General features: G+C 69.8%; 13 protein-coding genes and 1 pseudogene. 8 read left to right on the top strand and 6 right to left on the bottom strand.

Annotated features, from left to right (window positions below):
• The first annotated feature begins 23 nt into the window (after positions 1-23).
• From BM536_RS16425 to pstB, 5 genes and pseudogenes are all read left to right on the top strand, one after another.
• Positions 24-518, top strand: coding sequence for an NUDIX hydrolase (locus BM536_RS16425; RefSeq protein ID WP_079275139.1), 495 nt, complete (start codon positions 24-26; stop codon positions 516-518).
• A 234-nt stretch (positions 519-752) separates the two neighbouring features.
• Positions 753-1,883, top strand: a complete 1,131-nt coding sequence (gene pstS / locus BM536_RS16420) for a phosphate ABC transporter substrate-binding protein PstS (RefSeq protein ID WP_073496846.1) — start codon at positions 753-755, stop codon at positions 1,881-1,883.
• Positions 1,884-1,985: 102 nt separating this feature from the next.
• The gene (gene pstC / locus BM536_RS16415; RefSeq protein WP_073496848.1) at positions 1,986-2,996 is read left to right on the top strand and encodes a phosphate ABC transporter permease subunit PstC; all 1,011 of its coding nucleotides are present in this window, start codon (positions 1,986-1,988) and stop codon (positions 2,994-2,996) included.
• A pseudogene (gene pstA / locus BM536_RS16410) lies at positions 2,993-4,045 on the top strand (phosphate ABC transporter permease PstA); the annotation flags it as partial. The gene pstC and the pseudogene pstA, both read left to right, overlap by 4 nt.
• A gap of 51 nt (positions 4,046-4,096) precedes the next feature.
• Positions 4,097-4,873, top strand: coding sequence for a phosphate ABC transporter ATP-binding protein PstB (gene pstB / locus BM536_RS16405; protein WP_073496852.1), 777 nt, complete (start codon positions 4,097-4,099; stop codon positions 4,871-4,873).
• Between the two features lie 141 nt (positions 4,874-5,014).
• Here the strand turns inward: pstB and BM536_RS16400 are convergent, their stop codons facing one another.
• Together BM536_RS16400 and BM536_RS16395 are read right to left on the bottom strand one after the other, a co-directional pair.
• Positions 5,015-6,013 carry an inorganic phosphate transporter gene (locus BM536_RS16400; RefSeq protein WP_073496853.1) on the bottom strand — a complete coding sequence of 333 codons (999 nt, stop codon included), beginning with the start codon at positions 6,011-6,013 and terminating at the stop codon, positions 5,015-5,017.
• Positions 6,014-6,020: 7 nt separating this feature from the next.
• Entirely contained in the window at positions 6,021-6,641 is a 621-nt protein-coding gene (locus tag BM536_RS16395) for a DUF47 domain-containing protein (RefSeq protein WP_073496855.1), read from the bottom strand.
• Between the two features lie 225 nt (positions 6,642-6,866).
• Here BM536_RS16395 and BM536_RS16390 point away from each other — a divergent pair, with 225 nt between their 5' ends.
• Positions 6,867-7,208 carry a metal-sensitive transcriptional regulator gene (locus tag BM536_RS16390; RefSeq protein WP_073496857.1) on the top strand — a complete coding sequence of 114 codons (342 nt, stop codon included), beginning with the start codon at positions 6,867-6,869 and terminating at the stop codon, positions 7,206-7,208.
• A 149-nt stretch (positions 7,209-7,357) separates the two neighbouring features.
• Here the strand turns inward: BM536_RS16390 and BM536_RS41240 are convergent, their stop codons facing one another.
• Both BM536_RS41240 and BM536_RS16385 read right to left on the bottom strand, forming a co-directional pair.
• On the bottom strand, positions 7,358-7,531 hold the full coding sequence (locus tag BM536_RS41240; RefSeq protein WP_170109916.1) for a hypothetical protein: 174 nt from the start codon (positions 7,529-7,531) through the stop codon (positions 7,358-7,360).
• 154 nt (positions 7,532-7,685) lie between these two features.
• On the bottom strand, positions 7,686-8,528 hold the full coding sequence (locus BM536_RS16385; RefSeq protein ID WP_094103070.1) for an SCO4651 family lipoprotein: 843 nt from the start codon (positions 8,526-8,528) through the stop codon (positions 7,686-7,688).
• A gap of 144 nt (positions 8,529-8,672) precedes the next feature.
• Between BM536_RS16385 and BM536_RS41235 the strand changes: the two genes are divergently transcribed.
• Positions 8,673-8,846, top strand: a complete 174-nt coding sequence (locus BM536_RS41235) for a hypothetical protein (RefSeq protein WP_170109915.1) — start codon at positions 8,673-8,675, stop codon at positions 8,844-8,846.
• Positions 8,847-8,935: 89 nt separating this feature from the next.
• Complete coding sequence (locus tag BM536_RS16375) at positions 8,936-10,513, top strand: FAD-binding oxidoreductase (protein ID WP_094103069.1); 1,578 nt, start codon at positions 8,936-8,938, stop codon at positions 10,511-10,513.
• Between the two features lie 58 nt (positions 10,514-10,571).
• Here BM536_RS16375 and BM536_RS16370 read toward each other — a convergent pair whose 3' ends face one another.
• Entirely contained in the window at positions 10,572-11,291 is a 720-nt protein-coding gene (locus BM536_RS16370) for a phosphatase PAP2 family protein (protein ID WP_073496864.1), read from the bottom strand.
• Positions 11,292-11,504: 213 nt separating this feature from the next.
• Entirely contained in the window at positions 11,505-12,512 is a 1,008-nt protein-coding gene (locus BM536_RS16365; protein ID WP_281258577.1) for a bifunctional lytic transglycosylase/C40 family peptidase, read from the bottom strand.
• Positions 12,513-12,846: the final 334 nt, after the last annotated feature.

Here is a 12,846-nt window from a genome sequence, read left to right as displayed (position 1 = left end):
GCCCCACGGATAGGCGGTGACCGGTGAGCACTCCACACGGCACTCCACACGGCGGTCCCGGAGGCACTCCGCACGGCAGACCCGAAGGCAGTCCCGACGAGACCGTCGTCGGGGCTGCCGTCCGGGCAGCCGGCTGCGTCCTGTGGCGCCGGTCGCCGTCCGGCGGTGAGCTGGAGATATGCCTGGTCCACCGGCCGAAGTACGACGACTGGTCGCACCCCAAGGGCAAGCTCGAGCACGGCGAGGACTGGCTGGCATGCGCCGTCCGCGAGGTGGCCGAGGAGACGGGGTACGCGGCGCACCCGGGCCCCTACCTGCAGGCCGTCCGCTATGTCGTCCAGGACCGCCCCAAGGAGGTCCGCTACTGGGCGGCCGAGGCCGGGCCCGGCCGTTTCACCCCGAACGACGAGGTGGACCGGCTGCTCTGGCTGCCCCCGGCGGCCGCCCGCGAGCGCCTCACCCAGCCGAGGGACAGGGCCCTCGTGGACGCGCTGCTGACCGCTGCACACCTGACATAGTCCGGACTCCGGCCGGAATCACCCTGTGTCCTCGACGTGAGCGTTCCGTGACCTAACCACACCGCCTCCAGGGGTTCACCCCGCGTTCATTTAGGCCCATAGGCGGCTTCACCTGTTCTGCCTAATTTCGGCCTTACACGGTGCGGTGCGCGACTTCAGGGAAGCGCTCGTGCCGCCACAGTCTTCGCACGCCGCCGGATTCAGGACGGCGGCTATTGGAAGGATTTTCCTCAAGTGAAGCTTCAGCGCATGAACCGGCGGGCCCTCACCCTCGGTGCTCTCGCCGTCTCCGGCGCCCTGGCCCTCACGGCGTGCGGCTCCGACGACACCGGCTCCAAGAGCGGCGGCGGCAGCTCGGCCGCCGCCACGGGCGCCAGTGACATCAAGTGTGACGACGCCAAGGGCCAGCTCCTCGCCGACGGCTCCTCCGCGCAGAAGAACGCGATCGACGCCTGGGTCAAGAACTTCACCCAGGCCTGCAACGGGGTCCAGGTCAACTACAAGGGCTCCGGTTCCGGCGCCGGTATCACGGCCTTCACGCAGGGCACGGTCGCCTTCGCCGGCTCCGACTCCGCGCTGAAGCCGGAAGAGGTCACCGCCTCCAAGCAGGTCTGCTCCGGCGGCCAGGGCATCAACCTGCCGATGGTGGCCGGCCCGATCGCCGTCGCGTACAACCTGTCCGGTGTCGAGAACCTCGTCCTGGACGCGCCGACCATGGCGAAGATCTTCGACGGCAAGATCAAGAACTGGAACGACGCGGCCATCGCGAAGCTCAACCCCGACGCGAAGCTTCCCGACCTCCAGATCCAGCCGTACCACCGCTCGGACGAGTCCGGCACCACGGACAACTTCACCAAGTACCTGATCGCCGCCGCCCCGAACGACTGGAAGTACGAGGGCGGCAAGGCCTGGCAGGCCAAGGGCGGCCAGTCCGCGGCCGGTTCCTCCGGCGTGGCCCAGGGCGTCAAGCAGACCAACGGCGCCATCGGCTACATGGAGCTGTCGTACGCCAAGGACGGTCTCGGCACCGTCGCCCTGGACACGGGTGCCGCCGCCCCGGTCAAGGCCTCCTCCGACGGCGCCACCAAGGCCGTCGCGGCCGCCAAGGTCGTCGGCACGGGCAACGACCTGGCGCTGAAGCTCGACTACACCACCAAGGCCGAGGGCGCGTACCCGATCACCCTGGTGACGTACGAGATCGCCTGCGACAAGGGCAACAAGGCCGAGACCCTGCCGGCCACCAAGGCCTTCCTGCGGTACCTGGCCAGCGAGCAGGGCCAGGGCATCCTCTCGGGCATCGACTACGCGCCGATCCCCGACTCCATCATCACCAAGGTCCGCACCACCATCGAGGGCCTGAGCTGATCTGAAGGTGCGGTCCGGTGCACCGCCGCCAGGGGCCGCACGCACACCCGGCCCCGCCCGAGCCGCTCACCCACGAGCGGCTCCGCAGACCGGAGAACCCCAATGGACATATCGACACAGAAGACAGACCAAGCGCCTCCTCCCACCGTCCCGCCCACCCCGACCGAGCAGAAGCGCGCGGCGCGCGGCGCCACCCGACCCGGCGACCGGATCTTCCTCGGTCTCTCCCGCGGGTCGGGCATCCTGCTGCTCGCGATCATGGCCGCGATCGCGGGCTTCCTCGCGTACCGGGCGTCGCTGGCCATCAGCAAGGACGACGCGAACTTCCTCACCGCCTTCGAGTGGAACACCGGCCTGATCCCGCCGAAGTTCGGCATCGCCGTGCTCGCCTTCGGCACCGTGGTCTCCTCGGTGATCGCCATGGTCCTCGCGGTCCCGATCGCCGTGGCCATCGCGCTGTTCCTCACCCACTACGCCCCGCGCAGGCTGCGCAGCCCGATCTCGTACGTGATCGACCTGCTCGCCGCCGTACCGTCCATCGTGTACGGCCTGTGGGGCGCCCTGATCCTCGTACCGCAGATGGACGGCCTCTTCGGCTGGCTGGACGAATACCTGGGCTGGACCGGGATCTTCTCCTGGGACCAGGGCGCTCCGCGCTCGATGCTCACCGTCGGCATCCTCCTGGCGATCATGATCCTGCCGATCATCACCAACGTCAGCCGCGAGGTCTTCCGGCAGGTCCCGCAGATGCACGAGGAGGCCGCCCTGGCCCTCGGCGCCACGCGCTGGGAGGTCGTCCGGATGTCCGTGCTGCCGTTCGGCCGCTCCGGTGTGATCTCCGCGTCGATGCTCGGCCTCGGCCGGGCCCTCGGCGAGACGATGGCCGTCGCCACGGTCCTCTCCCCCGACTTCGACATCCACGCCAGCCTGCTCAACCCGGGCGGCGGCACCTTCGCCCAGAACATCGCCAGCAAGTTCAACGAGGCGTCGGAATTCGGCCGGGACGCGCTCATCGCCTCCGGTCTGGTCCTGTTCGTCATCACCCTGCTGGTCAACGGCGCGGCCCGCGCGATCATCGCCCGCCGCAGTGAGTACTCGGGGGCCAACGCATGAGCCACGCCGTCGTCAACGACAAGCGCCCCAGCACCCTGCGCGGCGCCAGCCTGCCGAAGTGGTCCCCCTGGGCCATCGCGGCCGGTTCGATCGCCCTGGCCGTGGGCATCGGCCTGGCCGCGGGCCTCGACAGCCGCGCCCAGTGGGGCCTGATCGCCGGCCTCGTCTTCCTGCTCGCCACCTTCGGCATCGCCGCCCGCGTCGAGGGCCGCCGCCAGGCCAAGGACCGCATCGCCACCGCCCTCGTCTGGGTCGCCTTCCTGATCGCCATCGTGCCGCTCGCCTCGCTGATCTGGGCGACCGTGCAGCGCGGCACGAAGGTCCTGGACGTCTACTTCCTGACCCACTCCATGGGCGTCGTCGCCGACTCCGAGACCGGCGGCGGCATCTACCACGCCATCATCGGCAGCCTGGAGCAGGTCGGCCTCGCCACCCTGATCGGCGCCCCGATCGGCATCCTCACCGCGATCTACCTGGTGGAGTACGGGCGCGGGAACCTCGCGCGCGCCGTCACCTTCTTCGTGGACGTCATGACGGGCATCCCGTCGATCGTCGCGGGCCTGTTCATCCTCAGCCTCATGCTGATGTTCGACATGCAGCCCTTCGGCTTCGCGGGCTCGCTGGCGCTGGCCATCCTGATGATGCCGGTCGTCGTACGCTCTACGGAGGAGATGCTCAAGCTCGTCCCCAACGAGCTGCGCGAGGCCTCCCTCGCACTGGGCATCCCCAAGTGGCGCACGATCCTGAAGGTGGTCGTCCCGACCTCCATCGGCGGCATCATCACCGGCGTCATGCTGGCCGTCGCCCGCATCGCGGGTGAGACCGCTCCCGTCCTGCTCCTCGTCTTCGGCAACCCGTTCATCAACACGAACCCGTTCGAGGGCGCGCAGGCGTCCCTGCCGCTGTACATCTACCAGCAGTACTCGCAGAGCGCGGGTTCGCAGGCGGCGTACGACCGTGCCTGGGCGGCTTCGCTCACGCTGATCGCCTTCGTGATGATCCTCAACATGGTGGCCCGCGGCATCGCCCGCTGGAAGGCCCCGAAGACCGTCGCTGACGGCGACCCCACAGCGACCGACTCCGGAAGTGAAGTAGAAGACATGGCCAAGCGAATCGACGTAAGCGGACTGACCGCGTACTACGGCTCCCACAAGGCGATCGAGGACATCTCGATGACCGTCGAGCCGCGCTCGGTGACGGCGTTCATCGGCCCGTCCGGCTGCGGCAAGTCGACGTTCCTGCGCACGCTGAACCGCATGCACGAGGTCACCTCCGGTGGCCGCGTCGAGGGCAAGGTGCTCCTCGACGACGAGGACCTGTACGGCCACGGCATCGACCCGGTGTCCGTGCGGCGCGAGGTCGGCATGGTGTTCCAGCGCCCGAACCCCTTCCCCACGATGTCGATCTTCGACAACGTGGCGGCGGGCCTGCGGCTGAACGGCAGCTACAAGAAGAACGAGCTGCAGGACGTCGTGGAGAAGTCCCTCAAGGGCGCGAACCTCTGGAACGAGGTGAAGGACCGCCTGAACAAGCCGGGCTCGGGCCTCTCCGGCGGCCAGCAGCAGCGTCTGTGCATCGCGCGGGCGATCGCGGTGGAGCCGAACGTCCTGCTGATGGACGAGCCCTGCTCCGCGCTCGACCCGATCTCCACCCTCGCCATCGAGGACCTGATCGGCGAGCTGAAGGAACGCTTCACGATCGTCATCGTGACGCACAACATGCAGCAGGCGGCGCGGGTCTCCGACCGCACGGCCTTCTTCAACCTGTCGGCCGTCGGCCAGCCCGGCCGGCTGATCGAGATCGACGACACGGAGCGCATCTTCTCCAACCCGTCGGTCCAGGCCACCGAGGACTACATCTCGGGCCGCTTCGGCTAGACCGCCCAGACCCCTCGCGGTGCTGCATGGCGGTGCCACCGCGAGGACGCAGAAGAGCCCGCCCCCCGGCTCCCGGGGGGCGGGCTCGCGCGTTGTGGGGGGGGCAGACGTCGCCGTCCGCCCGCAGGACGCAAGCGCCCTCTACAGAAACACCAGCCTGACGACCCAGAAGGCGCAGGCCGCGACGACCGCCGCCGCCGGCATGGTGATGAACCACCCGAGCACGATGTTCTTGGCGACACCCCACCGCACGGCGTTGATCCGCTTGGTCGCGCCCACACCCATGATCGCCGAGGTGATGACGTGCGTCGTCGAGATCGGCGCCTTGAAGAGGAACGCGGAGATGAACATGATCGAGGCGCCGGTCGTCTCGGCCGCGAAGCCCTGCGGCGGGTCCAACTCGATGATCTTGCGGCCGAGCGTGCGCATGATGCGCCAGCCGCCCGCGTAGGTGCCCAGCGACAGCATCACGGCGCACACGATCTTCACCCACACCGGGATCGGGTCGCCGTAGTCCTCGACATCGGCGATGACCAGCGCCATCACCACGATGCCCATCGTCTTCTGCGCGTCCTGGAGACCATGGCCGAGCGCCATACCGGCCGCCGACACCGTCTGCGCGATACGGAAGCCCCGCTTGGCCTTGTGCGGATTGGCACGCCGGAAGATCCACATGATGGCCGTCATCACCAGGTAGCCGGCCAGCAGACCGACCACCGGTGACACGAACATCGGGATGACGACCTTCTCCAGCACCCCGTCCCAGTGGACCTGCGTCCCGCCGGCCAGCGCCGCGCCCACCATGCCGCCGAACAGCGCGTGCGAGGACGAGGACGGCAGGCCGAAGTACCAGGTGACGAGGTTCCAGGTGATCGCGCCGACCAGCGCCGCGAAGAGGATCCCCATCCCCTGCGATCCCTCGGGCGTCTCGATCAGCCCCTCGCTGACGGTCTTGGCGACCCCGGAGCCGAGGAAGGCACCGGCGAGGTTCATCACCGCGGCCATCGCCAGCGCCGCCCGCGGCGTCAGCGCCCGCGTCGACACGGACGTCGCGATCGCGTTCGCCGAGTCGTGGAAGCCGTTCGTGTACGTGAAGAAGAGCGCGACCGCGATGGTCGCGACCAGAGCGAAGGTGTCCATGAAGAGGTCAGGACTCCTTGACCGCGATGGTCTCCACGGTGTTCGCCACGTGCTCGAACGCGTCCGCGGCCTCCTCCAGCACGTCCACGATCTGCTTGAGCTTCAGCACCTCGATCGCTTCGTACTTGCCGTTGAAGAGGTGGGCGAGCAGCTTGCGGTGGATCTGGTCGGCCTGGTTCTCCAGCCGGTTGACCTCGATCCAGTACTCGGTGAGGTTGGACATGGTCCGCAGGTTCGGCATGGCCTCGGCGGTCAGCTCGGCCGCCCGCGCCAGCACCTCGATCTGCTGCTCGACGCCCTTGGGCAGTTCCTCGACGTTGTAGAGGACGACGAGGTCGACGGCCTCCTCCATGAAGTCCATGATGTCGTCGAGGGACGACGCGAGGTTGTAGATGTCCTCGCGGTCGAACGGCGTGATGAAGGAGGAGTTCAGCTGGTGGAAGATCGCGTGCGTGGCGTCGTCACCGGCGTGTTCCGCGGCCCTCATACGCTCTGCGATCTCAGCCCGGCCGGCGGTGTCCGCCCCGAGCAGTTCCATGAGGAGTTTCGAGCCCGTGACGATGTTGTCCGCGGACGCGGCGAACATGTCGTAGAAGCTCGTCTCCCTGGGGGTCAGACGAAAGCGCACGTGGGGTCCTCAGGATGCATCGGTTTCGGTCAGGCTGATGCTAGGCGCATCATCCGGCCACGGCTAATGGGCCGCCCACCAGTGTCGCCCATCAAATGCGGCGACCGGCAGCGGGGCCGCCCGGTGGTCCAGTCCACAGGCCGCCGACAGCGGCGGCCACAGGCCCTATACCCGGCAAAGTTCGGTACGATATACCCAGTAGGGGTATATGTCTGGAGGACAACGATGACGACCACCGAGGCCGGGGCGGCCACCGAAGAGGTCGTGACCGACCACGACCGCGGTGTGCACGGCTACCACAAGCAGAAGGACGAGCACCTCAAGCGCCTGCGCCGCATCGAGGGGCAGATCCGGGGCCTCCAGCGCATGGTCGAGGAGGACACCTACTGCATCGACATACTCACCCAGGTGTCCGCCTCCACCAAGGCGCTGCAGTCCTTCGCGCTTCAACTGCTGGAGGAGCACCTGCGCCACTGCGTCGCCGACGCGGCCGTCAAGGGCGGCGACGAGATCGACGCGAAGGTGGAGGAGGCCACGAAGGCCATCGGCCGCCTGCTGCGGACCTGACCTGCCGCATCGACGGGAGACCGTCGGGAGTGGGCCCGCCCGTCATCGGACGGGCGGCCGTCGGCGGAAGCCCGTCCTCATCCGGCAGGAGACCGTCGGGAAGGCCCGGCCGTCATCCGACGGGAGACCGTCGGCAGAAGGCCCGCCCGTCATCCGGCGCGGGCCTCGCGCTCCTCGGCCACCCTCAGCACCTCGTCGATGCTCTCCAGGCTGAGCCGGTCCTCTGCGGCGGAGGCCGCGATGATCAGCTCCCCGCACAGTTCGATCTCGGCGAGGGCCACGTGGTCCTGAACCGCCGTACCGCCGACCGGAGCCACGCGCATCACCTCGTCCCTGCCGTCACCGACTTCCTAGAGTAGGGAGCGGCGTACAGACCGCGCATGGCACGGACGGGCTAGTCCTCATACCGGTTTCCATGGCCGAATCCAGCCCCCACCACACCATCACGACCCGGTCGCTCCTCCGCGCCACCCCGGTTCACTCCTCGGCGATCCGCCCGGCGTAGATGTCCGCCGACGCCGGCAGCCGTACGTCGACGGGGAGCCCGAAGTCGTACAGCAGCGTCGTCGAGGCGACCGCGACGGCCTCCTTCTGCCGGCCGTTGACGAAGCTGAACCGGTGCCGGACCTTGCGGATGCGCCCCTCGTCGTCGAGGTAGACGTCGAACGGGACCTGGGCCGTGGCGAACCCTTTCGCCGCCGCGCCCAGCGCGTCCCGGCCCCCCGCCGAGGCGCCCTTCGCGGCCACGGCGAGGTCGGCGGTGCCGCGGTAGTGCCGCACCTCGGTCCCCGCCAACTCGCTCCGGCCCACATAGGTGGCGCTCCGCGTCCCGCGCAGCACCTCGGCCGCGGCGTACGGATCGGTGGCGCCGCCGGTCACCAGGTTCCCGTCGGACAGCGTCGCCGTGTCCACCCGCACCCATTTGTCGGCGGGCACGCCCGCCCCCCGGTTCTTCATGAACAGCGCCCCGGGCGCGAGGAGTTCCATGATGGGCCGGTGCTCGGTGGTCCCGGCCGGATCCTGCGGGAGCACCACCTTCAACCGCCCGAGCTGCCGGCGGTAGTCGTAGACGCCCTCGCCGCGGATCGTCACGCGGGTCCCGCCGGTGGCCATCTCCATCGACGTCCGGGCCTTCGAACTGCCCGCCGCCACCAGCGCGTCGGCCGCCCGGCGCAGCGTCTCGACCGGGTCGGCGGCCCGGTCGTCCGCGGCCCCGACCTCGACCCCGGGACCGGCGCACCCGGCGGCACCCGCACAGACCCCGGCCACCAGCCCCGCGACGACCGCCGTGCCCCACCACCGCTGCTGCCGCTGAGCCATCGCTGTCTACCCCCAGCCGGTTCGTCCGTGACGGGCGCCCTGTCGTTCCCGATAACGACGGGTGGGCGGCCCCCGTCACGCGTGGCGGAAGGCTTGCAGTGGGCATACGAGTCGTTCGTGCCGGAGCTGGGTACCGTTGACACCGTGACTCAGCAGGACCGTTCGGCCTCCTCCCCCGGCGACGGGGCAGCCCACACCACCACGACCGTCGAACACGGCCCCTTCTGCCTGGCCCGCTGCACCTGCGGCTGGCGCGGCCCGGCACGCAGGGCGAGAAGCCTGGCCAGAGCGGACGCCGCGGGCCACACCCACGACTGACCCCGTTCCGTTCCCCCCTCACGGGAACCCCCGGGCCGACGGCCCCGTCTCGTTCCGTGAAGCCGACGGAAGGCACAGGGCGGTCAGACATGCAACGGCGTACGTTCATCGCAGGCGGCACGGCCGCGGTCGCGGCAGTCGCGACGGCCGCGTGCCGGTCGGACGGCAGCGGCGGCTCCTCCGCGACCGCATCCGCGGGCCCGGGCGCCTCCGGAACCGCGGACGGCAAGATCCCGCTGCGGACCACGGGCGCCGCGGCCGCCGCGAACTGGGCCGCCCTGGGCCGCTCCCTCGACGGCCCCCTCATCCGCCCCGGCGACGCCTCCTGGACGGCGGCCCGGCAGTTGTACAACACCCGCTTCGACACCCTGCGCCCGGCCGCGGTCGCCTACGTCGCCCACACCGACGACATCCGTACGGCCCTGGCGTACGCCCGCGCCCACGGCACCAAGGTCGCCATCCGCAACGGCGGCCACTCCTACGGCGGCTGGTCCTCGGGCGATGGCCGGCTGATCCTCGACGTCTCCCGGCTGAACCGGGTTCGCGCGAGCGGCACCTCCGCCGTCGTCGGCGCCGGCGCCAAACTGATCGACGTCTACCGTGCGCTCGCCGCCAAGGGCGTGACGATCCCGGCCGGCTCCTGCCCCACGGTCGGCGTCTCCGGCCTGGTCCTGGGCGGCGGCCACGGCGTGGTCTCCCGCGCGTACGGCCTGACCTGCGACAGCCTCACGCGGGCGACGATCGTCACCGCGGACGGCAAGCAGCTCACCGCCGACGCCACACAGCACAAGGACCTGTTCTGGGCGCTGCGCGGAGCCGGCAACGGCAACTTCGGCGTCGTCACGGAACTCCACTTCACCACCCACCCCGCCCCCCAGGCGGTGACCGGCCGGCTCTCCTGGCCATGGTCGAGGGCCGCGGCCGTGGTGAAGGCCTGGCAGGAATGGGGCCCCACCCAGCCGGACGAGATCTGGTCCGCCCTCCACCTGACGAGCACGCCCGGCGGCACCCCGAAGATCTCCGTCTCCGCCTTCAGCATCGGCACCTACGGCCGGCTCCAGAACGCCGTCGACCGCCTCGCGGACCGCGTGGGCGCCCCGGCGACGAGCGTGTCACTGCGCCGCCGGTCCTACGAGGACGCCATGGAGATCTACGCCGGCTGCTCGTCCTTCGCCACCGACGCCCAGTGCCATCTGCCCGGCTCGACCCCCGGCCGCTCCCCACGAGGCGCACTGGGCCGCGAGACGTACGCGGCCCGCTCCGACTTCTTCGACCGCTCCCTCTCGCCGGCCGGCATCCGGACCCTGCTCCAGCAGATGGGGACCGTCCGCGGCGGCTCGGGCAGCATCGCGCTCACCGCCCTCGGCGGCGCGGTCAACCGCGTCTCCCACACGGCCACGGCCTTCGTCCACCGCCGCTCCCGGATGCTGGCCCAGTACCTCGTGTCCTGGCGAGCGGGCACCACGGGCACGTCAGCGCAGTCCTGGCTGACGACGGCCCACCACTCCATGACCCCGCACGCCTCGGGGGCCGCCTACCAGAACTACGCCGACCCCACCCTCCCCACCTGGAAAAAGGCGTACTACGGCCCGGCGCTCCCGCACCTGACCCAGGTGAAGCACCGGTACGACCCCACCGACTTCTTCACCTACGCACAGTCCCTGTAGCCCTGTCCCACCGGCCCCCGGGCCCAGCTCAACCCCCAGGCGCAGGGCCGTACGAACCCTAGGCGGCCAGGTCCCGCTCCTCAGCGGAGGCCGACTCCACCCGAGCCCCCGACACCACCGTGTCCGCGTCCCGACCGCCCGCCCGAGCGGAGCGCCCCCGCACGGCCCACCCCGCCCAACCCGACCCCTCGACCGCCTTCATCACAGGGGTGAGCAGCATCGAAGCGACCGGCGACAACAGCAACGCCACAGCCGTGCCGAGCGCGAACCCCCCGACCACGTCGGTCGGATAGTGCACTCCCATGTACACCCGGCAGAACCCTTCCAGCAGCCCCAGCCCGATCCCCACGAGCCCGAACCTCCGGTTGGCGACGAACAGCGCGACCCCCATCGCCATGGTGATGGTCGCGTGGTCGCTCACGAAGGAGTAGTCGGTCTTGCCGGAGACGAGGACCTCGAGCCCCTGGTGGTCGAGGAAGGGCCGGGGCCGCTCCACGAACCCCCGTATCGGCACGTTCACCAGCACCGCGAGTCCGGCGGCCAACGGCGCCCACACCAGCGCGGCCACGGCCGAGGCGGCCTCCTCGGCCGACGCGGGCCGCCGCCGTACAGTCCACCAGCACCAGACCACGAGCAGCACCATCGCCAGCAGCAGCCCGTACTCGCCGACGAACTCGACGGTCCGGTCCAGCCAGTGCGGGGCGTCCTTCGCGAGGCCGTTGATGTCATAGAGCAGGTCGACGTCGGGGTTCGACCCGGATGCGGCGAGTCCAGCCATGGTGCTGCGGCCCCTTCGTCGTTGCTGCCCGGCGTGCCTCACGCACGCCGCTCGTCCCCACACCCCCGTGGTCGTAGATCCGCGCGTTGCCCGGCTACGTCAACAGGAACGCATGACTCCCGTTGATACGTTCCACTCTCCACCGAATGATCACGCAGACGTTATCGAAGAGAGATACATCACCGCAGCTCAGCGGGCCGGTTGCCGTCCGGTTCAGACACCCGTGGGGAGCGCTTTCGCGCCATCTTCGGTGACCCGCGTGGCACCGAAGTACTTGCGGGTGTCGATCGGGTCGAACCGGATGACGGCCCCCGTACGGGGCGCGTCGATCATGTACCCGCCGCCGACGTAGATGCCGACGTGGTCGATGGCCCGGGAGTTGTTGGGATCGGTCGAGAAGAACACCAGGTCGCCCGGCAGCAGCTGGTCCCGTGAGGGGTGCGGCCCGGCGTTGTACTGATCGTTGGCGACCCGGGGCAGGGTGATCCCGACACTCTCGTAGGCCGCCTTGGTCAACCCCGAACAGTCGAAGCGTCCGCCCTGCTCAGGCGTGCCGTTGCCACCCCACAGATACGGCGTCCCCAGCTTCTTCTGCGCGAAGTAGATGGCCCCGGCGGCCTGCTCGGACGGATCGACCCGGGTGACGGGCGCGGCGAAGCTCTTCGCCAGCGTGGTGATCGTCTTCACGTAGTTCTGGGTCTCCCGGTACGGCGGCACACCCCCGTACTTGATGACCGCGTAGGCCCCCGCGTTGTACGACGCGAGCATGTTGTGGGTGGGGTCGCCGGGCACCTTCTTGACGTACGAGGCCAGCTCGCAGTCGTACGTCGCGGCCGACGGAATCGCGTCATTCGGATCCCAGACGTCACGGTCGCCGTCCCCGTCGCCGTCGATGCCGTGCGTCGCCCAGGTGCCGGGGATGAATTGCGCTATTCCCTGGGCTTTCGCCGGACTCTTGGCATTCGGGTTGAATCCGCTCTCCTGGTAGAGCTGGGCGGCGAGCAGCGCGGGGTCGATCGCGGCGCAGAGGTTTCCCCACTTCTGCACGAGCGCCTGGTACGCGGCCGGCACGGCGCCCTTGGCCAGCCCGACGCTCCTGCCGCCGACACCGTTGGTGAGGTTCCCGGCGATGATGTACACGCCGATGACGAGCAGCATCACGAAGCTGAGCCCCGCCGCAGTCGCGGCACCCGCCAGGATCCATGCCTTACGCACCGTCAACCGCCCCTCGCCCACGCGGATTACCGCCCGCGTCAGTCTATGAGCTTCCCCCGCCGAAGCCCGTACAACCGACGCGCTCCGCACGAGCCGCCCCGGTCGGCCCCTGTCTCGTCGTCACCCGGGCGAACACCGGGGCGGACGCTCGGGTCGAGCCGATCGCCCGCTTCTGCCGCGCACGTCAAGGGCAGCCCTGGCGTGCGCCAAGCGCTGCCCATCGATCGGCCCTGAATTCCCCATCCCCGTCCATGATCGGGCAACGCCCGCACCAGACCCGGAACTCGCGCATACGTTCCCCTCCGTGATCCCTGACGTTGACGACACCCCCCCTCCCGAC

Source organism: Streptomyces phaeoluteigriseus, from assembly GCF_001896135.2.
GTDB classification, from domain to species: domain Bacteria; phylum Actinomycetota; class Actinomycetes; order Streptomycetales; family Streptomycetaceae; genus Streptomyces; species Streptomyces phaeoluteigriseus.
This window is presented reverse-complemented; position numbering and strand designations above follow the sequence as displayed.